Origin of the sequence: Candidatus Planktophila dulcis (genome assembly GCF_002288225.1) — a bacterium.
Classification (GTDB): domain Bacteria; phylum Actinomycetota; class Actinomycetes; order Nanopelagicales; family Nanopelagicaceae; genus Planktophila; species Planktophila dulcis.
The window spans coordinates 928,858-948,463 of sequence record NZ_CP016777.1 but is presented as its reverse complement, the minus strand read 5'-3'; the positions used below and the strand labels follow the sequence as shown (position 1 = coordinate 948,463).

Below are 19,606 nucleotides of genomic sequence, written 5' to 3'. Positions count from 1 at the left end.
TTACTTACTTATGACTTTTGAAGCGTTCATATGATGCGTTGATTTCAAGTTCGGCAGCATCGTGGCCAACCCACTCTCCGCCATGTACTTCCTTACCTGGCTCCAAAGTCTTGTAGACCTCAAAGAAGTGCTTGATTTCATCGAGCTCATAGGATGGAACATCAGAGAGATCTTTGAGATTGTTCTTGCGGATATCTCCTGCTGCAACGCAGAGGAGCTTGTCATCGCCGCCTTTTTCATCTGTCATGCGAAACATTCCGATAACGCGGCATGAGACAACGCAGCCAGGAAATGTCGGTTCATCAAGCATGATGAGAGCATCAAGTGGATCGCCATCATTAGAGAGAGTGTTCTTCACAAAGCCGTAGTCATGGGGAAAGCGCGTTGCGGTAAAGAGCATGCGGTCTAGGCGAATCTCACCAGTCTCATGATGGATTTCATACTTATTGCGTGAGCCTGCTGGGATTTCAACAACTACGTCGAAGATCATATGAAACCGACTCTCTCTATAAATAGGTAGGAAAGTAATGAGTGAAAGACTTGGGGTGAACGACGGGGCTCGAACCCGCGACATCTCGGACCACAACCGAGTGCTCTACCAGCTGAGCTACGCCCACCATGTGCTGTGCAGGGGTTACTTTACCCGTTCGACTCTGTAGTGGTCGAATTGTTATCGCTATTGATGAAGAGAGCCGCTCGGTAATAGGCCAATTCAGCGATGGAGTCACGGATATCTCCGAGTGCGCGGTGGTTGCCAGTCTTGGCAGGGGCGGCAAAGTAGGTCTTGGGATACCAACGACGGGCTAGCTCTTTAATCGATGAGACATCGATGGTGCGGTAGTGAAGGTAGCCATTGAGTGCGCTCATATCGCGAGCGATGAAGTTGCGATCAACCGATACTGAATTACCAGCTAAAGGAGATTTGCCTGCCTCTACTCCTGCAGATTGCAGATAGGTAAGTATCTGTTCTTCAGCTTGAGACATCGTGATGCCCTTGGGGATCTCAGTAATCAAACCTGAGGCTGTGTGCATTTCGCGAACAAAGTCATTCATCGATGCGAGTTGGCCTTCGGTTGCATGAATAACGACATCAACGCCTTCACCGATGACGTTTAGTTCTGAGTCGGTGACAAGGACGGCAATCTCCACCAGGGCATCGGTTGCAAGGTCTAAGCCCGTCATCTCACAATCGATCCAAATCAGGTGGGGGAGTTCGGTAGCCATGGGGTGCACGATAGAGGTTTTAGCGCCCAAGGCGATAATTCAGCCTTCGTTCACCTTCTGTTCACTAAATCCACTTTCAATTTATGCCGACAGACTGAAGGATGCCCTCATGTCAATTGACGCTCCAGTAAAGGTGATTCCAGAAGCACGCGAGATCACGACAAAGCCTCGACTTTCGGATCAGGTGTTCCGCACCATTGTCACAGTCGGTGGAATGGCATCACTTGTCATTCTCGGTTTGATTGCACTCTTCCTTTCTATCAAAGGTGTGCACATCCTTATTGATGAGAAGCTTGGATTCATAACCGGCTCTGCTTGGGAAGTCGTCACTGATGAAACTGGCAACATTGTTGAATCCAAGTTTGGAATCGGTGCAATGCTCATCGGCACGATGCTGTGTGCGCTTATTGCAATTGTTGTCGGTGTACCAATTTCGGTGCTCAGTGCTTTGTACTTAACGTTTTATGCCGATGGTCGCGTCAAGAAATTCCTAATCTCTGTCATCGATTTGATGGCAGCATTTCCATCACTCCTCTTCGGTTTCTGGGGATTTATAGTCTTTATGTCGTCAGCTGAATACTGGGCGAAATTAGTAAATAAGTACCTAAGTTTTATTCCGATTTTCGATGTTCCAGTGCCAATCTTTGAGCGCTCACCATTTATTGCAGGATTAGTACTTGCAATCATGATTATTCCAATTGTCACATCGATTTCGCGAGAAATCTTTGATCAAACACCTTTAGATCGCATTCAAGCAGCCTATGCACTTGGTGCGACGAAGTTAGCCATGATTAAGGCAGTCGTTATTCCATTTGGACGTGGCGGCATCATTGGTGGCGCAATGCTTGGCTTGGGTCGCGCGATGGGTGAAACTGTTGCGGTCTACACGGTTCTCAATGTTGTCTATCAGGTAAATTGGCAGGTGCTCTTTGGGGCTGGTGGGAACGTAGCGTCACTCATTCTGCTTAAGTTTGGTGAAGCTGGCCCTTATGAAGTCGATGCCCTGATGGCAGCGGGCCTCATTCTCTTCTTGCTCACACTTCTAGTGAATGCGACAGCGGATTTCTTAATCAACCGCTTTGGAGGCAAGGGGCGATGACAATGACAATTCCAACACCTCGCAAGCCATGGCAGCCTACTGCGAAGAATCGCATTGAGAATGTACTCGTTATTGTTGCTGCTTTTGGACTTGCGGGCCTTTCAGTTGAATTCACAGGTTTAAGCGGCAAGCTTGGCTTCTTTATCTCTCTATTTATATCGCTACTAATTCTTAGTTTTTCTTTTCATTATTTACAACGCGGTAGCGCGGCAGCTAAGGATTCCTTGTTGCAGGTGCTTACGGTAATGGCGATTGTGATTACGTTGATTCCGATAGTAAGTATTGTGGTAACTGTTTTTGCAAAAGGTTACAAAGGCTTGCACTGGGGAATTCTCACCAAAGATATGGCTTTGGCATCGGTCAATGACCCCATCGCAAATGGTGGATTACTTCATGCGTTAGTCGGAACAATCTTGATGGTGGGCGGCGCTCTCATCTTCAGCTTCCCAATCGGTGTATTGACCGCTCTCTATCTGACTGAAATTCGCGGCTCACTTACCCGTCCGATCAAGTTCCTGGTACAAGCGATGTCAGGTGTTCCTTCAATCGTCGCTGGCCTCTTTATTCTTTCAAGCTTGATCTACCCAGTAACGAAAGAACTCTCAGGACTTATGGGTTCTCTGGCCCTAACAATCCTGATGATTCCAACCATTGCTCGTACCGCCGAAGAAATGCTTCACCTTATTCCTAATGAACTTCGTGAAGCTGGAGTTGCTCTAGGTGGAACCCAATGGCGCACAGTGGCTGGGGTAGTTCTACCTGCGGCCAAGAGCGGGCTTGTCACCGCAATCATTCTGGGCGTCGCTCGCATCATCGGAGAAACTGCGCCACTGCTTCTTGTCAGCGGCGGAGGAGATGCACTGAACCTCAACCCAACCCAAGGTGCGATGGGTTCCCTTCCTTATTACATCTGGAAGGCATTCCTAACGGGCGGAACTGATGAAGCATTTGCTCGCGCCTGGGCAGGTATGTTGGTCTTACTCAGTTTCATCTTCATTCTCTTTGGATTAGCACGCTACTTAAGCGGAAGAAAGGTTGGGTAAGACCATGACTAACACAAGCGACTTGAACAACAATGAGAAAGATGAGAGCAATATGACAACATCAAAGACAAAGCCAGCATCACTAGCCAGTGTTGCATCCGCTCGCACGCAGTCACAGCCAGGCACCGCATTGCTCGGCACAGGTCTTGAGACCCGTGGCGTGCACGCATGGTTTGGTAAGAAGCATGTTCTCTCAGATGTCACCCTTGATTTCGCAGCAGGAACAGTGACTGCGCTCATTGGACCATCAGGGTGCGGTAAGTCAACATTCTTGCGCACACTCAATCGCATGCATGAGTTCATTCCAACAGCTGCCATGGCAGGAGAAGTACTTCTCGATGGAAAAGATATTTACTCACCAGGAACAGATGTCACCAAGATTCGTCTTCGCGTGGGAATGGTCTTTCAGAAGCCAAACCCATTCCCATCAATGACCATCGGTGAGAACGTTCTCTCAGGCCTTAAGTTGGCTCAGATCAAGAAGAGCAATACAGATGAGCTCCTTGAGTCATGCCTCACCCGTGCAGGTCTTTGGAACGAGGTTAAGGATCGTCTTGGAGAACATGGTGGTGCGCTGTCAGGTGGACAGCAGCAGCGTCTATGTATCGCTCGATCACTTGCAGTTGAGCCACAAGTGCTTCTTATGGATGAGCCATGTTCAGCACTTGACCCAGGTTCAACATTTAGAATTGAAGAGACCATTGCAGACCTTGCTAAGACCATGACCATCGTGATTGTGACTCACAATATGCAGCAGGCAGCGCGCGTCTCTGACTACACCGCCTTCTTCCTCTCTGATGGCGGCCCAGGAGAGATGATTGAGGCAGCACCGACCAGCCGCATCTTCTCTGCACCTCAAGATAAGCGCACAGAAGATTACGTAACAGGGCGTTTCGGCTAAACCCTGCGTCTTCATCTGTTCACTTTGGTGTTTCCAATCGTTTACCTAAAGGTGGGCATTTAGACATCCATTTTCGTTACTTTTCCAGATGTAAGGGCTACTTACTTAGACATCTCGAAGGGTAAAAAATGACATTTTCAAAGAAGGCAAAGGCGCTTGTAATTGCAGGCCTTATTGCAATCTCCTCAGCAACACCTGCTCACGCAGTAGATCTCCAGGGTTCTGGAGCTTCATTCGTAGATCCACTTCTACAAGCTTGCAAAGCTGGCTTTGCTAAGGCATCAAGCCACTCATATGTTTACACATCAACAGGTTCAGGAACAGGCCAGAAGAACTCAGATGCAAAGATTGGTGATTTCTGGTTCTCAGATACTCCACACACCGCTGCAACAAAGCGTTCAACAGTATTCCACGCTCCAGTCGTGGCTGCACCAATTGCAGTACTAGTAAACCTTCCAGCGAAGAAGGATGTCTATCTTTCAGCAACAACTGTTGCAAAGATTTTTGCGGGAGAAATCACTCGTTGGAATGATCCAGCAATCGTTGCGGATAACAACCGTTCAGTCGCATCAGTTGTCTACAAGAAGGATGCACAAGGAAACGCCCTCAAGGACGCAAGTGGAAAGCCAGTAGTCCTTCGTTCCGGTACTAAGTCAGTTATCTACACACTTCCCAACCAGCCAATCAAAGTAATCTTCCGCTCAGACGGATCGGGAACATCAGGTAACTTCACAGCATGGATGAACGCTGTTGCTCCAACTGTATGGTCGAAGGCAGGAAATAACGCTTTCACAACAGCGTTCCCAGGCAACATCAATGCAACTGGAAACATCGGCCGCATTGTTGGCGCTAACCAGTCACAAGGTGTAGCAACACTTGCTGCAAAGACAAAGTACTCAATCACATACGCTGAGAAGAACTGGGGCGATGCTTACGGACTTCGTTCTGCATATGTCGGTAACGCATCTGGAAGCTTCACATTCCCAGATTCAGTTGCTACATCAGCATTCTTGGGCGAAGCATCACAAGATGCTAACGGAATCGTGAAGTACGACTACAACACAAAGGTTGCTGGTGCGTACACACTCGGAATCATCTCTTACATGTTGATTGAGTCACAATATGCAGATAAGACTCGTGGAGCAGCTGTAAAGCAGCTCGCTGAGTACATCGTTTCACCAGCATGTTCTGGAGCGGATCCAAAGCTTGGATTCGTAGTCATCTCAGGTACCTTCCTCGATAAGGCGAAGGCACAGCTTGCAAAGATGAATCAGTAACCCTTAAAAAAGAGAAACTGGGTGGTCCGCTTCGGCGGCCCATCCAGTTTTTTTATTGTCAGGCTTTTTATGTGTGTGCCCGGCTGGAATCGAACCAGCGACCTACCGCTTAGAAGGCGGTTGCTCTATCCGACTGAGCTACGGGCACGTGTGAAGAACATCTGTGTTTGCGGAGTAAGTCTACCGAAGCATTGACGGGTAGAGTCTCGCCTTATGGCTGAGTTCATTTACACGATGAAGAAGGCGCGTAAAGCGCATGGCGAGAAGGTAATTCTCGATGATGTGACGTTGATGTTCTTGCCTGGCGCAAAGATCGGTGTTGTCGGTCCCAACGGTGCTGGTAAATCAACAGTCCTTCAAATCATGGCAGGACTACAGCAGCCATCTAATGGCGAGGCATATCTATCACCTGGTTACACAGTCGGAATCCTCTTGCAGGAACCACACCTAAATGAAGAGAAAACAGTTCTTGAAAATGTGCAAGAGGGCGTTGCTGAAACCATGGAGATGGTTCGCCGCTTCAATGAAATTTCAGAGGAGATGGCAAACCCTGATGCTGACTACGACAAGTTATTGGCTGAGATGGGTGAGCTCCAAGAACAACTCGATCACCGCAATGCATGGGAGTTAGATTCACAACTCGAGCAGGCGATGGATGCTCTCAGATGCCCACCAGGAGATTCTGATGTGAAGGTTCTCTCTGGTGGAGAAAAGCGCCGCGTTGCACTCTGCAAGTTACTTCTTGAAGCACCAGATTTACTGCTCCTTGATGAACCAACGAACCACTTAGATGCTGAATCTGTTCTCTGGCTTGAGCAACATTTGAGTAAGTACCCAGGCACCGTTGTTGCGATTACGCACGATAGATACTTCCTAGACAACGTTGCACAGTGGATTCTTGAACTCGACCGCGGTCGTGCTTATCCCTATGAAGGAAATTACTCCACCTATCTTGAGACAAAGTCAGCACGTCTTAAAGTTGAAGGCCAGAAAGATGCAAAGCGTGCCAGGCGTCTGACAGAGGAACTTGATTGGGTTCGCCAGAATGCAAAGGGCCGCCAGACAAAGTCCAAGGCTCGTCTTGCTCGCTATGAAGAGATGGCAGCTGAGGCAGACAAGATGCGTAAGTTGGACTTCGATGAGATTCAGATTCCACCTGGCCCGCGTCTTGGAAATATTGTTGTTGAAGTTGAACACCTTGTGAAGGGTTTTGGCGATCGTGTACTGATCGATGATTTGTCCTTTACCTTGCCACGAAATGGAATTATTGGAGTTATTGGGCCCAACGGCGCTGGTAAGACAACTCTCTTTAAGACCATTCTTGGTATGGAGACACCTGATTCAGGCAGTGTGAAGATTGGTGAGACGGTAAAGATTTCCTATGTGGATCAGTCACGTGGTGGCATCGATCCAAAGAAATCACTCTTTGAAGTGGTCTCAGATGGTCTTGATTTTATGAAGGTCGGACAAGTGGAAATGCCATCGCGTGCATATGTTGCAGCATTTGGTTTTAAGGGTCCTGATCAACAAAAGCCTGCAGGTGTTCTCTCAGGTGGTGAGCGAAACCGTTTGAACTTAGCTCTGACACTCAAGCAAGGTGGCAATCTATTGCTGCTGGATGAGCCAACGAACGATCTTGATGTGGAAACTCTTGGATCACTTGAAAATGCGCTCCTTGAATTTCCTGGTTGCGCCGTTGTGATCTCCCACGATCGATGGTTTCTGGACCGCGTGACAACACACATCTTGGCTTATGAAGGTGATTCCAAATGGTTCTGGTTTGAAGGAAATTTTGAATCCTATGAAGAGAACAAGATTGCGCGACTTGGAGCAGATGCAGCTCGCCCTCACCGCGTCACCTATCGAAAGCTCACACGCTAATGATTTATACAGGTAAGCAATTTGTGCGTTGGGATGACATCGATGCATTTGGCCATGTCAATAATGCAAAGTATCTGACCTATATCCAAGAGGCACGCTTCCTGTGGTCAACCATCACGGAGATGGTTGTTGCACGCGCTGAAGTAGATTACATAGAAGCAATCTATGAAGGTGGTCGTTTCTACGATGTCAATCTCTGGGTCGAAGCGATTGGTAATTCATCTTTTACAATGGCTTATGAAGTAGTGGGTGATAACGGTGTTGTGCACGCAAAGGTAAAGACCGTGCAAGTTGTTGTGAGCATGGAGACGATGAAGTCTCGTCCGCTTAAAGATTCAGAACGTGAGTTCCTGAATCAATATCTAAAGGCTTAATTCATGGCTAAGCAGAAGATCCACCCTGGGTGGATAGCAGTCACCGTTACCTTCTTCACCTTGATGGCATCTGCTGGCTATCGCTCGGCTCCTTCAGTTCTCATCGTTCCTCTTGAAGATGCATTCGGTTGGTCACGCTCTCAGATTTCACTGGCAGTCTCTATCAATGTGCTCCTCTTTGGTTTGGTAGCACCCTTTGCTGCAGCGTTGATGGAGCGATTTACCGTTCGTAAAGTGGTGATGTCAGCTCTTACTTTAGTTGCCATCAGTTCAACCTCGACAATCTTTATGACCCAACCGTGGCACTTGTGGGCGCTGTGGGGGGTAGGCGTTGGAGTTGGCACAGGATCCATGGCTCTTGTCTTTGCAGCAACCATTGCTAATCGCTGGTTTGTGGCGCGCAAGGGAATTGTTATTGGTGCGCTCACCGCAGCAACAGCAAGTGGACAGCTGGTCTTCTTGCCGATGCTTTCGTACTTTGCGATCAACTATGGCTGGAAGAGCGTCTCACTCACTGTGGGAACTGCCGCAGCTCTTGTCATTCCCTTTATCTACTTCTTCCTCAAGGAAAAGCCTGAAGCGCTTGGCATGACTCCTTACGGTGCACCCAGTGATTGGCAGCCACCTGCACCTAATGAACTCTCTGCAAGACGCATTGCAATCGATACCTTAAGAGTTTCATCCAAGTCGAGAGATTTCTGGATTCTCTTTGGAACATTCCTCGTCTGTGGGCTATCAACTAATGGCCTTATTGGCACTCACTTTATTCCCGCTGCCCACGATCATGGGATGGCAGAGACAGTTGCTGCAGGACTTCTTGCACTCATTGGTCTCTTTGATGTGATTGGTACTCTCTTTTCTGGCTATCTCACAGACCGAATTGACCCACGCAAACTTCTCTTCTTCTATTACGGTCTTCGCGGACTATCACTCTTTCTCTTGCCTTCCATTCTCTTTAGTTCAGTGCATCCATCGACTCTTGTCTTTGTTATCTTCTATGGCCTTGATTGGGTTGCAACAGTCCCGCCAACGCTGGTGCTCTGTCGCATGGTGATGGGCAATCAACGCTCAGCAGTTGTCTATGGATGGGTATTTGTGGGCCATCAAATTGGTGCATCTATTGCCGCCCTTGGCGCTGCAGTTCTTCGCGTCAAACTCGGTGATTATGCAGCTGCCTTCTATATCTCAGGGGCGATGTGTCTTGTTGCATCATTTGCAGTACTGCAGATAGCTAAGGGCAAGAGCACAGCAGAGCTTCGAGGTTAACGTGGAGCGCGACACAACGAATTACTACGAACTCTTTGGGGGAGAAGTCTTCTTCGCAGATCTCGTCTCACAGTTCTATGCACATGTTGCCACCAATGAGATCTTGCGCCCGATGTATCCAGAGTCAGATATGAAGGGTGCAGCCCATCGATTGCAGATCTTCCTTGAACAATATTGGGGAGGGCCTACTACCTATCAAGAAGAGCGCGGACATCCACGTCTTCGTATGCGCCATGCAGGTTTTCATATCAACCCAGAAGCAAAAGAAGCCTGGCTTGATTGCATGGGTAAGGCAGTAGATGGAATGAAGTTAGAACCTGAACTGCGTGAGAAGTTATGGCGCTATTTAGAAGGCGCTGCCCTTCATATGGTGAACGCTCTGGATTAACGCTTCTGAGATTTATTTCCGACAGTGAGAATCTCACCGTTTCGGATATACCAGAGCACATTCTTCTTATCGCGCACTTGAGTAATTCTTAGTCCCACACGTTCAACTTTTCCTTCAACATCTTGGACTTTGACATCATCGCCAACACCATATTGATCTTCAATCAACATAAAGATTCCTGAAAGAATGTCACGGACAAGAGTCTGTGCGCCAAGTCCGAGTGCAACACCGATGACACCAGCAGATGCAATCACGGGCCCGAGATTAAATCCGAATTCACCAAGAATCATTCCAAAGGCGATGATCCAAATAGCTGCATTAAATGTTGAGCTAAATACTGTTCCGATTGTGCGAGCACGTTCTGCTTGACGCTTTGCAGTTCCTGGCCCTGGCTTGAGATCGGCGCTAGCTAATCGGTCGATGGCACGGTCGATGGCGCGGTGTCCTACGAGGTGGCCGATAGCTGCGACCAGGAAGATCACCAGTACTCGAAGTGGGGCTCCATTGAACCAATCCCAGATTGCCTGCGTGCGTTCGCTCATAATCGCTAAGGGTAGTGAAATCTTTATCTAAATTTCACCGCGAAATACCCCTAGGAGGCTCGGTTTTGAGGCAATATATCCCAATCAACGCGAGCCACGCGTTGGAACCGGGGTAATGATGAACCGCACGTTGGTACTCAACGCCACCTATGAACCTCTAGGTGTTGTTACTGATCGTCGCGCGCTTATTTTGGTTCTCAATAATCGGGCAACAATGATTGAATCCTCTGGAACTGTTCTGCACTTTGCAACAGGTCAGCTCGAACTTCCACTTGTTATTCGCCTCAATAAATTCGTCAAGATTCCATATCGCCACGCAGTTCCACTTTCACGTCGGGCAATCTTTGCTCGCGATGGTGGTCGCTGTGTCTACTGCCATGCAGCTGCAACTTCTATTGACCACGTGATCCCGCGTTCTCGTGGCGGCGGTCACAATTGGGAGAATGTTGTCAGCGCTTGCCATAAGTGCAACCATGTCAAAGCTGATAAGCCGTTAAAAGAATTGGGATGGCGACTGCGTTCACTTCCTCGCGAACCTGTGGGTGCTGCATGGAGAATTCTTGGAACAGGTCGCACTGAATCTAGATGGCTTCCATACCTTGAGCCATTTGGCGTCGCTGCAGCCACTGCATAGACTTAGCCACATGATCAAGACACTTTCTCAGGTCGCAGTTCTTTCTCCCAGAATTAACCAAGAGCCTGGCGCAATGCCAGGTGAGGGACTCACAGCGCTACAAACCTTCACCTACTTTGTTGCAGCACCTATCGGGCTATTCCTTGGGATCTCACTCATTGTCTGGGCGCTGACAGGTGAAAAGAAGAAGAGCGCAAGCTCATCTTCTGTCATTACCTCTATCCAGTAATTACTTATCTGCAGCGCGAGCTTTAATCGCGCGAGACATAGCATCGCGACCCTCTGTCACTGAACGGCGAAGTGCATTGGATGCATCCTTGCCGGTGACATCGAGCCAGTGCTGAGCCTTCTTCACAGTTTCATCGCTGATAACCCATGCTGGGAATAACAAGGTCGCAGTTGTCTCTGCGATTTCAAATCCCTTTGTCTCCCAGACCTTCAAGATTGCATCGAAGTATTGATCGACAAATCCAGCAAGTAGTTCGTGATGGATATTCTCGTTAAATCCACGGCACATATAGGAGTGGATTGTGTTGGAGAGGTTATCTGTGGTGATGGATGCAAAGGCCTTTGCTTTAGCTTCCTGTGTGGGAAGGGCTGCATAGGAGTAAGCGTTGTATTGCTTACCGTGAGCTGTCTTATCTTTAGCTGACTCTGCTTCGATTTCAGCAGGGCCAAATACACCGCGCTTAACGCCGCAGATGAAGATATACCAACGGATTTCAGCATCAATGAGAAGTCCATTTTCTGAACCATCAAGGATTGCCTTGAGCTTATCCATATGTGCTGGTGTGATTGCATTATTTGCAAATGCCTTAGCAAATTGCATCTGGTGATCACTGCCAGGTTTTGCCGCAGCCAACATCGCAGCAGTTGCATCAGCAACCTGTGTGCGAAGCCCATCGCGCTTAGCAGGATCTGCATATGCCCAAATTGCGGTCTCAAATTGAATATAGGTGGCTGCAACGATGGAGATGTCAGACTCTGTCTTCAGCGCGTTCAGTGCGATGGCAACATAGTCAGAAGTAGATAGCTCTCCATCACGGCATGAATCCCAGAGAGATGCCCAGATGAGGCCGCGAGCAAGTGAATCATCGAGTGTTCCAAGATGGCTCTTCATTGTTGCAATGGATCGATCATCAAAGCGCAGCTTTGCATAGGTCTGATCTTTATCGTTGATAAGGACAAGGTCTGCAAGCTTCTCACCAGCAAGTGCTGTGACTTCAGTGAGAGCTCCTGCAACATCGAGTTCAACGCTGGTGCGGCGAGTGAGTTTGTCACCCTTGATATCAAAGAGACCAACGTGAAGACGGTGTGGGCGAAGTTCCTTTGAACCCACAGGCATTGCAGGTGCAATCTGCTTAATAGAGATTGACTTGTATGTATCGCCGCTGATTTCAATGACAGGGCTGAGTGTGTTCACACCTGCTGTGCGAAGCCATGTGGAGACCCAAGGAGTGAGGTCGCGACCCGATGCTGCCTCTAACTGATCAATGAGATCTTTTAGAGTTGTATTGCCATATTGGTGCTTAGCAAAGTAGAGACGAAGACCCTTGATGAAGTTATCGCGGCCAACGTGAGCAACAAGCTGCTGCAAGACAGATGCACCCTTTGCATAAGAGATTCCATCAAAGTTGGTGCGCACTGCATCGAGATCTTCCATCTCAGTTGCAATCGGGTGAGTAGTCGTTAACTGATCTACACGATATGCCCAGTTCTTGCGGAGTGAGTTGAACTCAGTCCAGGCGTGTGTGTATTTCGTTGATTCTGAGACTGATTGGTATGAAGCCCATTCAGCAAATGATTCATTGAGCCATAGGTCTTCCCACCACTTCATGGTGACCAAGTCACCAAACCACATATGTGCCATCTCGTGGTGGATAGTCGTTGCGCGGCTGACATAGTTGCGCTCTGTGACCTTAGAACGGAAGATCAAGACATCTTCGTGGAAAGTCACACAGCCGACGTTCTCCATCGCACCCCAGTTGTATTCAGCAACTGCAATCTGGTCGTACTTACCGAATGGGTATGCAAGACCGAAGGTTTTTTCGAAGTAGGCAAAACCCTGCTTGGTTACTTCAAAGATGTTCTCTGCATCGACATGCTTAAAGAATGATTTACGGGCATAGATGCCAAGGGGAATTGTCTTCTCGCCTTTGTATTCATCATGGACTGATGTGTAGGCACCGGCAACGATTGCGGTGACATAGGTGGCAATAACTTGTGACTTAGCAAACTGCGTGAACTTGCGATCGCCATCGAGCTCTTTGGTGGATTCAACGCCGTAGTTAGAGATGACTTCCCAATGCTTAGGTGTGATGGTACTAATTGTGAAAGTTGCCTTCTGATCAGGTTGATCAAAGCATGCATACATACGGCGAGCATCGCCTGTTTCAAACTGTGTATAGAGATATACCTCATTATCTGCAGGGTCTACGAAGCGGTGAAGTCCTTCACCTGAGTTTGAGTAGATGCCATCGTGCTCGATTTCAAGAACGTTCTCTGCAGCAAGTGCAGGAAGATAAATGGTTTCGCCATCGAATTTAGGATCAAAATCTGCGCCATTGAGCTTTGTGCTGATGACCTTGCTGCCAACGCAGTCGATGTATGTGGTTGCACCTGGCTTAAGCCCTGCAAAGTGGATAACAGTCTTTACGCGAAAGTTCTCTGCACCGGTAGTGAGGTCGAGGTCGATTGAGTAGTGAGAGACCTTGATAAGTGCTGAACGCTCTGCTGCTTCAACCTGCTTGATATTTGTGCCTGGCACGGGTGCTCCTTAAGGTTAATTAATCGCCTTATCCAACCACCAACTCGAGCATCCGTCACAAGTTAGGATTGTGGAATGGAACAACCGACGATTCGCAGCTATCGCATACGCGGAACGCGGATCACAGCTCCCCAGCAGAGCGCCCTCGATAAGTATTGGGGGATATATGGAATCGATTACTCCCTCACCCCCATTTCCCCTTCTCAACTCTTTCCCAATTCAAAGGAAGTCATTCTTGAGATTGGCTTTGGCATGGGGGAGGCAACTGCGCTCATTGGTCGAGATTTCCCCGATACGGGATTTCTTGCAGTGGAAGTTCATAAGCCAGGTATTGGAAAGCTGATGGCTCGGATTGAAGAGCTAGCACTTTCTAATATCCGCATTATCGAAGGCGATATCCATCCAATCTTGCAGACAATGATTCCTGATCGTTCCGTAGATGGTGTTCACTTATTCTTTCCCGATCCCTGGCCAAAAAAGCGCCACAATAAACGGCGCATCATCAATCAAGACTTCTTACAGCTCATCCATTCAAAGATTAAGGATGGGGGCTTTTTTCATATTGCTACCGATTGGGTTCCCTACGCTGAATACATCCAAGAAGTATTTGCAGCATCCCCACTCTTCACAGGGGGCCTTGTTGAGCGCCCGCAGTGGCGGCCAGTAACCAGATTTGAAGGACAAGGAATAACGAAAGATCACCAGGTCAATGACCTGAAGTATTTCAAAGCTTAGAGATCACCGGTTACTTCGTAATTTCCAACTTTTTCAATGCGTCTTACATGGCGCTCATCTCCTGGAAATGGCGTTGCGATAAAGGTATCTATCAGTTGCTTCACAAAATCTGATTCGTGCATACGGCCACCGACTGCAATGACATTGGCATTGTTATGTTCGCGCGCAAGCTTTGCTGTCTCAATACTCCAGACAAGTGCTGCGCGAATTCCCTTAACTTTATTTGCTGCCATCTGCTCGCCATTGCCAGAGCCACCTAGGACTATGCCCATAGAGGTCGCATCCTTTGAGACAGCCTCAGCACAGGGAATACAGAAATCTGGGTAATCATCGAGTGCGTCATATTCATAAGGGCCGTGATCTGTGACGTCATGGCCATTCATCACAAGGTGGGTGATGAGTTCATTCTTGAAATCAAGGCCAGCGTGATCGCTACCGATATGAATGCGCATGGGCAATTGAAGCATGGTGAGGGCGGGCAACGAAAAACCCGCCACGCCTTCACGTGACGGGTTTTTCTACCCAAGGAGGTACTACATGATGAAAGTTCTTATGCTTTTGCTGGTGCTGGGAGAGTCAGAGTGTGTGAACCCTTAGATCCGCCCTTTGGTCCACTATGACCGCGATCGCCTTTATCTCCACCCTTTGGACCCATAGGACGAACTGCATTTACTTGAGTTGTCACACGAGCTGTGAGTGTTGACTTCAGGGTTGTTGCTTGTGCTGCAGTGAGCTTTCCAGCTGTTACTGCTGCATCGATGCGCTTTGTCTCATCTGCAACAAGTGCTGCAATGAGTGCATCCTTCTTCGCTCCTGCAATTGCTGCAAGAGTTTCTCCTGCTTCAAGACGAGTCTTAATCGTTGCTGCATCCACACCAATTACTGATGAGATGAGAGCAAGGTGAGCTGCGCGATCTGCCTCAAGTGGCTTAGCTGGCTTTAATGCTTCCACCGCTGCAAGTGCTGCTGTGATCGCATCAGCTTGTGCCTGAGTGATGGTGCCCTTGGTAACAAGTGCTGCAAGAACTGATGCAACTTCTGCACGAGGACCCTTTACTCCAGCAACAGATGCCTTAGTCACAGACACTCGAGTTACTGATGACTTAGATGCTGCAGATGAAACTCCCATTGTTCCTGCTGTGAGTGCAACAGTTGTAATAACTATTGCAGCTACCTTCTTCTTCGTTGACATTTGTATGTCTCCTCATCCCGTACTTTGTGCCGACACCCTTGTATCGACCTGTGAGTAATAAAGCGCCCTATGCTGAAAAAGATATCTCATTAATCTGTGAGCACCTTGCGAGTTTGTGGGCAGAGTTTGTGGCCGATTACGCGTAGCCACCCTTGATTTCTGAGAGAAAACTGGGGGATTGCCCGATTTAAACAGGCGGACCCCTTCTTCACACTGGTTACACGCCAACGACCAGGAGGTCACCAGTGAAGCGCACCCGATTAGCCATTCTTATCTCTATTGCACTCTTCTCTTCTGCTCTGACATTCACTCCCGCCAATGCTGCAGGAAGAAGTGCATCCTCTATTCCCAATACGATTTTAAATGGCAAAGGGGCACCAGCTAATTCAGTTGGGATCAACGGTGATTTCTATATCGACACACGAAGTCTCTTGCTCTTTGGGCCAAAGAAAAGTGGGAAGTGGCCACTACCTCAAAACTTGCAAGGACCAACAGGTGCAGCAGGTCTGAGTGGTAGTGATGGAAAGAATGGAAGTGATGGCAAGAACGGTAGTGATGGAAAGACAATCACGAATGCATCGACAACGTCAGGTGGTGCAGGACCAGCTGGACCACAAGGAGAGAAAGGTGCAACAGGTGCAGCAGGACCTGCAGGACCAACAGGTCCCGCTGGTGCCACGGGACCACAAGGTGCGACAGGTGCAGCGGGATCATCTGGATCAGGTGGTGGAACTGCGGGACCTGCAGGACCAGCAGGTGCAACGGGTGCTGCAGGTGCAACGGGACCGGCAGGTGCAACCGGGCCGGCGGGAGCGACAGGAGCAGCCGGAGCTACCGGAAGTGCCGGTGCAACAGGTGCGACAGGAGCGGCCGGTGCCACGGGACCTGCGGGTGCTACAAAAGTAATAACCGGGAGTCTCGTTTTCGGTGATTTGAGCGGAGTCGCAGGTACGTCTCAAGCAGTTTCAATAAATGGTTTCAAGTCAAATAAAAGTTATCTAGTTCATGCAAAAGTATTTACTTATCAACCAAATGACCCAGGAGAGAATTTTACTTGGCTGTCCATGTCGGCATCCGGGATTAACGGAGCACCAACCGTGACGACTCAATACTTATTGAGCCACGGATACTCCTATAGGTCCGGAGCGGGAAGATATGAGAATTCCTTTGACATTAACATCACGTTAGAGGGCAGCGCGGTTGCTACGGATTACGGATTGACTATGACATTCGTAGTCGGTCGAAATACCTCAGGAACATTGTTAGTAAAACTCGAGGGATCATTCGTAGCCGAGGAAGTGCAATCAGTCTCGACATCCTTCTAGAACTATGGAGCGGGTGACCGGGATCGAACCGGCATGGCCAGCTTGGAAGGCTGGGGCTCTACCATTGAGCTACACCCGCAAGTGGTGCGGAGGCTGAGCGTACAGGGTGTGTAAGCGAGAGTAAAAAATTCGTCTAGACTTCCGCATGCGCCTCGGGGCGTAGCGTAGTGGCTAGCGCGCCTGCTTTGGGAGCAGGAGATCGGGAGTTCGAATCTCCCCGCCCCGACCAGAACTTCTTCAAAGCTGTAGAGCTTTACCTATGTAGATAATAAGGAGCACTTCGTGAAGAGCACTCTCGAGACACTTTCCCCAACTCGTGTTCGTTTAGATGTCAAAGTTCCTTATGCCGAGCTTGGTGAATATGTTGATGCTGCATATAAGAAGGTTGGCGCATCTGTCACTATCCCTGGATTCCGTAAGGGCAAAGTTCCTAATGCAATGATCGATCAGCGCGTGGGTCGCCAAGCAGTAATCGATGAGGCAATCAACTTTGCTATCCAAGATTTCTATGTTGCTGCAGCTCGCGAGAACGATGTGCTTGTTGTTGGTCGCCCAACAGTTGATGCCATTGATTTTGTTGATAACGAGAAGCTTGATTTCTCTGTTGAAGTTAATGTGCGCCCAGATGTCACATTGCCAGATTTCTCCAAGATTGAAATTTCAGTAGATAACGTGGAAGTCTCTGATAAAGATATTGATGAGCAGATTGATGAGCTCCGCGCTCGCTTTGGCACACTCAATACAGTGGAGCGCGCAGCAGCTAATGGTGACTTCGTCACTATCGATCTCACAGCACGCATTGATGGCGCTGAAGTAGATGGCGGCAAGGCAAATGAAATTTCCTATGAAGTTGGCTCAAATAAGATGATTGATAACCTCGATGAGGCACTTGTCGGCATGAGCGCAGGCGATACCAAGACATTTACCTCTCAGCTCGTTGGCCAGAAAGATGGCGAAAGCGGTGAGATCGATATCGTTCTGAAGGCAGTGAAAGAGCGTGAGCTTCCAACGCTTGATGATTCATTCGCCAAGCTTGCATCAGAGTTCGACACAGTTGCAGAACTTCGTTCTGATTTCACTGAGCGCCTAAGCCGTGTGAAGAAGATGGAACAAGGAGCACAAGCTCGCGACCTCCTCGTTGAAAAACTCCTTGCAGATCTAGATATTCCAGTTCCTGATGACATCGTCCTTGAAGAAGTTAACGATCACCTCGAAGGTGAAGGACGTATGGAAGATGCTGAACACCGTGCTGAAGTAGATGGCCAGGTTCGCGCATCTATCAAATCTGATTTCCTCTTTGACTCCATTGTGAAGGCTGAAAAAGTTCAGGTTAATGAAATCGAATTAACTGAATACCTCATTCGCATGTCACAGCGTTATGGAATGGGTCCAGAACAATTCGCACAAGAACTTCAAAAAGCTGGACAGATTAGCCAGGTTGTTGCTGAGGTAACACGCGCTAAGGCACTTGCATCTGTTCTTGCTCGCATCACAGTTCTTGATAAGTCAGGCAACAAGGTCGAACTTGAGGCGCTTCGCCCTCAAGAGGCACCTGATGCCCCTGTTGTTGAGTAACTTCTTTAGCCGTAAGCGAACATCGCCCCTTTTCCAGGCTTTCTACCCAATTTGGGAAGCATTTTGCTGCCCAGATTGTTAAGGTCACTACAAGCAAAACGATCGGAAGGATGACACGTGGATTTTAATAACCCACAGGACAACACAACCGTTGCCCGCTCAGCTGGTTCAGAACTCATGGGACTAGGTGATCAGATTTATAGCCGTTTGCTACGCGAACGCATCATCTTTCTTGCAGGCGAAGTACGCGATGAAATGGCTAACGCTATTTGTGCGCAGATGCTTCTTCTTGCTGCTGAAGATCCAGAGAAAGACATCTACCTTTATATCAACTCACCTGGTGGTTCAGTAACTGCCGGTATGGCCGTCTATGACACCATGCATTACATCAAGAACGATGTTGCAACTGTTGCAATGGGAATGGCTGCATCCATGGGTCAGTTCTTGCTCACAGCTGGTGCTCCCGGAAAGCGTTATGCAACTCCGCATGCACGCATCTTGATGCATCAACCACTTGGTGGCATCGGTGGAACAGCTACAGATATTCGTATCCAGGCAGAGCAGATGGCAATTACAAAGCAGACAATGTCTGAGCTCAATGCAAAGCACACTGGTCAGCCACTTGAAAAGATCATCGCAGATTCCGATCGCGATAATTGGTTCAACGCTAAAGATGCTCTTGCTTATGGTTTTATCGATCACATCGCAACAAACGAGGCAAGCATTGTGGGAGGTAAGAAGTAATGAAGCACATTCAAGAAATTACAAACCGCTACGTTCTTCCAACAATTGAAGAGAAGACCGCATATGGCTATAAGCGCCTTGATCCTTATACAAAGCTATTTGAAGAGCGCATCATCTTCATGGGACAGCCAATCGATGACACTGTTGCAAACGATGTTATGGCGCAGCTTCTGACCCTTGAATCCATGGATCCAGATCGCGATATCTCGATCTATATCAACTCACCTGGTGGTTCATTTACTGCGCTCACAGCTATCTATGACACTATGCAATTTGTTCGCCCAGACATCACAACAATCTGTCTTGGTCAGGCAGCTTCCGCTGCTGCGATCATCCTTGCAGGTGGAACGAAGGGCAAGCGTTACGGTCTTGAACATTCAAGAATCCTGATTCACCAACCTTCATCTGAAGGTGGCGGACAGGCTTCAGATATCGAAATCCAGGCACGCGAGATCATGCGTATGCGTGGCTTGCTCGAGACAATGCTTGCAAAGCACTCGAACAAATCTGTCGAGGAAATCGAGAAAGATATCGAACGCGACAAGATTCTTACCGCTGCAGAGGCAGTTGAGTACGGAATTATCGATAAGGTTATGGCTTCACGAAAGGCCAAGCCTGTCGCGTAATTATTAATAAAGG

21 protein-coding genes and 4 tRNA genes are annotated in these 19,606 nt (G+C 48.4%); 16 read left to right on the top strand and 9 right to left on the bottom strand.

The window, feature by feature from the left end:
• Positions 1–4: 4 nt before the first annotated feature.
• From A1sIIA65_RS04820 to orn, 3 genes are all read right to left on the bottom strand, one after another.
• Positions 5–490 (bottom strand): inorganic diphosphatase, encoded by a 486-nt coding sequence (locus tag A1sIIA65_RS04820; protein ID WP_095676433.1) that lies wholly within the window; start codon positions 488–490, stop codon positions 5–7.
• Positions 491–541: 51 nt separating this feature from the next.
• Positions 542–617 (bottom strand) — tRNA-His (locus A1sIIA65_RS04815).
• 22 nt (positions 618–639) lie between these two features.
• The gene (gene orn / locus A1sIIA65_RS04810) at positions 640–1,224 is read right to left on the bottom strand and encodes an oligoribonuclease (RefSeq protein ID WP_095676432.1); all 585 of its coding nucleotides are present in this window, start codon (positions 1,222–1,224) and stop codon (positions 640–642) included.
• A gap of 109 nt (positions 1,225–1,333) precedes the next feature.
• Here orn and pstC point away from each other — a divergent pair, with 109 nt between their 5' ends.
• From pstC to A1sIIA65_RS04790, 4 genes are all read left to right on the top strand, one after another.
• Positions 1,334–2,323: a phosphate ABC transporter permease subunit PstC gene (pstC, locus tag A1sIIA65_RS04805; protein ID WP_095676431.1), complete on the top strand. Its 990-nt coding sequence runs from the start codon at positions 1,334–1,336 to the stop codon at positions 2,321–2,323.
• A 2-nt stretch (positions 2,324–2,325) separates the two neighbouring features.
• Positions 2,326–3,366: a phosphate ABC transporter permease PstA gene (gene pstA, locus A1sIIA65_RS04800; protein ID WP_223298510.1), complete on the top strand. Its 1,041-nt coding sequence runs from the start codon at positions 2,326–2,328 to the stop codon at positions 3,364–3,366.
• A 4-nt stretch (positions 3,367–3,370) separates the two neighbouring features.
• Positions 3,371–4,267, top strand: coding sequence for a phosphate ABC transporter ATP-binding protein PstB (gene pstB / locus A1sIIA65_RS04795; protein ID WP_223298024.1), 897 nt, complete (start codon positions 3,371–3,373; stop codon positions 4,265–4,267).
• Between the two features lie 128 nt (positions 4,268–4,395).
• Positions 4,396–5,544, top strand: a complete 1,149-nt coding sequence (locus tag A1sIIA65_RS04790) for a substrate-binding domain-containing protein (RefSeq protein WP_095676429.1) — start codon at positions 4,396–4,398, stop codon at positions 5,542–5,544.
• A 74-nt stretch (positions 5,545–5,618) separates the two neighbouring features.
• Here the strand turns inward: A1sIIA65_RS04790 and A1sIIA65_RS04785 are convergent.
• Positions 5,619–5,692, bottom strand: a tRNA-Arg gene (locus tag A1sIIA65_RS04785).
• Between the two features lie 65 nt (positions 5,693–5,757).
• Between A1sIIA65_RS04785 and ettA the strand changes: the two genes are divergently transcribed.
• Genes ettA through A1sIIA65_RS04765 form a run of 4 tightly spaced genes read left to right on the top strand, consistent with a single transcriptional unit; the run spans position 5,758 to position 9,453 of the window.
• Complete coding sequence (gene ettA, locus A1sIIA65_RS04780) at positions 5,758–7,425, top strand: energy-dependent translational throttle protein EttA (protein ID WP_095676428.1); 1,668 nt, start codon at positions 5,758–5,760, stop codon at positions 7,423–7,425.
• On the top strand, positions 7,425–7,799 hold the full coding sequence (locus A1sIIA65_RS04775; protein WP_095676427.1) for an acyl-CoA thioesterase: 375 nt from the start codon (positions 7,425–7,427) through the stop codon (positions 7,797–7,799). The genes ettA and A1sIIA65_RS04775 overlap by 1 nt, the downstream gene beginning before the upstream one ends.
• Positions 7,800–7,802: 3 nt before the next feature.
• Entirely contained in the window at positions 7,803–9,065 is a 1,263-nt protein-coding gene (locus A1sIIA65_RS04770; RefSeq protein WP_095676426.1) for an MFS transporter, read from the top strand.
• Between the two features lies 1 nt (position 9,066).
• Positions 9,067–9,453 carry a globin gene (locus A1sIIA65_RS04765; RefSeq protein ID WP_095676425.1) on the top strand — a complete coding sequence of 129 codons (387 nt, stop codon included), beginning with the start codon at positions 9,067–9,069 and terminating at the stop codon, positions 9,451–9,453.
• Here the strand turns inward: A1sIIA65_RS04765 and A1sIIA65_RS04760 are convergent.
• Positions 9,450–9,995, bottom strand: a complete 546-nt coding sequence (locus tag A1sIIA65_RS04760; RefSeq protein WP_095676424.1) for a mechanosensitive ion channel family protein — start codon at positions 9,993–9,995, stop codon at positions 9,450–9,452. The genes A1sIIA65_RS04765 and A1sIIA65_RS04760 overlap by 4 nt on opposite strands.
• Positions 9,996–10,113: 118 nt before the next feature.
• Between A1sIIA65_RS04760 and A1sIIA65_RS04755 the strand changes: the two genes are divergently transcribed.
• A complete protein-coding gene (locus tag A1sIIA65_RS04755) occupies positions 10,114–10,629 on the top strand; it encodes an HNH endonuclease (RefSeq protein ID WP_095676859.1) in 516 nt (171 codons plus the stop codon).
• A gap of 10 nt (positions 10,630–10,639) precedes the next feature.
• Positions 10,640–10,858 (top strand): hypothetical protein, encoded by a 219-nt coding sequence (locus tag A1sIIA65_RS04750; protein WP_095676423.1) that lies wholly within the window; start codon positions 10,640–10,642, stop codon positions 10,856–10,858.
• Here A1sIIA65_RS04750 and pepN read toward each other — a convergent pair whose 3' ends face one another.
• Positions 10,859–13,396: an aminopeptidase N gene (gene pepN / locus A1sIIA65_RS04745; protein ID WP_095676422.1), complete on the bottom strand. Its 2,538-nt coding sequence runs from the start codon at positions 13,394–13,396 to the stop codon at positions 10,859–10,861.
• 75 nt (positions 13,397–13,471) lie between these two features.
• Between pepN and trmB the strand changes: the two genes are divergently transcribed.
• Entirely contained in the window at positions 13,472–14,131 is a 660-nt protein-coding gene (gene trmB / locus A1sIIA65_RS04740) for a tRNA (guanosine(46)-N7)-methyltransferase TrmB (protein WP_095676421.1), read from the top strand.
• Here the strand turns inward: trmB and A1sIIA65_RS04735 are convergent.
• Positions 14,128–14,583 (bottom strand): ribose-5-phosphate isomerase, encoded by a 456-nt coding sequence (locus A1sIIA65_RS04735; RefSeq protein WP_095676858.1) that lies wholly within the window; start codon positions 14,581–14,583, stop codon positions 14,128–14,130. The two genes, trmB and A1sIIA65_RS04735, sit on opposite strands and share 4 nt — an antisense overlap.
• Positions 14,584–14,681: 98 nt before the next feature.
• Positions 14,682–15,323 (bottom strand): hypothetical protein, encoded by a 642-nt coding sequence (locus tag A1sIIA65_RS04730; protein ID WP_190277102.1) that lies wholly within the window; start codon positions 15,321–15,323, stop codon positions 14,682–14,684.
• A 245-nt stretch (positions 15,324–15,568) separates the two neighbouring features.
• On the opposite strand from A1sIIA65_RS04730, the gene A1sIIA65_RS04725 reads away from it, so the two are divergent.
• A complete protein-coding gene (locus tag A1sIIA65_RS04725) occupies positions 15,569–16,648 on the top strand; it encodes a hypothetical protein (RefSeq protein ID WP_095676420.1) in 1,080 nt (359 codons plus the stop codon).
• Positions 16,649–16,653: 5 nt separating this feature from the next.
• Here A1sIIA65_RS04725 and A1sIIA65_RS04720 read toward each other — a convergent pair.
• Positions 16,654–16,727: transfer RNA gene (locus A1sIIA65_RS04720), tRNA-Gly, on the bottom strand.
• A gap of 74 nt (positions 16,728–16,801) precedes the next feature.
• Here A1sIIA65_RS04720 and A1sIIA65_RS04715 point away from each other — a divergent pair.
• The 4 genes from A1sIIA65_RS04715 to A1sIIA65_RS04700 all read left to right on the top strand — a co-directional run bounded on the left by A1sIIA65_RS04715 (position 16,802) and on the right by A1sIIA65_RS04700 (position 19,593).
• Positions 16,802–16,877 (top strand) — tRNA-Pro (locus A1sIIA65_RS04715).
• Between the two features lie 53 nt (positions 16,878–16,930).
• The gene (gene tig / locus A1sIIA65_RS04710) at positions 16,931–18,223 is read left to right on the top strand and encodes a trigger factor (RefSeq protein WP_095676419.1); all 1,293 of its coding nucleotides are present in this window, start codon (positions 16,931–16,933) and stop codon (positions 18,221–18,223) included.
• A gap of 177 nt (positions 18,224–18,400) precedes the next feature.
• Positions 18,401–18,967, top strand: coding sequence for an ATP-dependent Clp protease proteolytic subunit (locus A1sIIA65_RS04705; RefSeq protein WP_095676857.1), 567 nt, complete (start codon positions 18,401–18,403; stop codon positions 18,965–18,967).
• A complete protein-coding gene (locus A1sIIA65_RS04700) occupies positions 18,967–19,593 on the top strand; it encodes an ATP-dependent Clp protease proteolytic subunit (protein WP_095676418.1) in 627 nt (208 codons plus the stop codon). The genes A1sIIA65_RS04705 and A1sIIA65_RS04700 overlap by 1 nt, the downstream gene beginning before the upstream one ends.
• Positions 19,594–19,606: the final 13 nt, after the last annotated feature.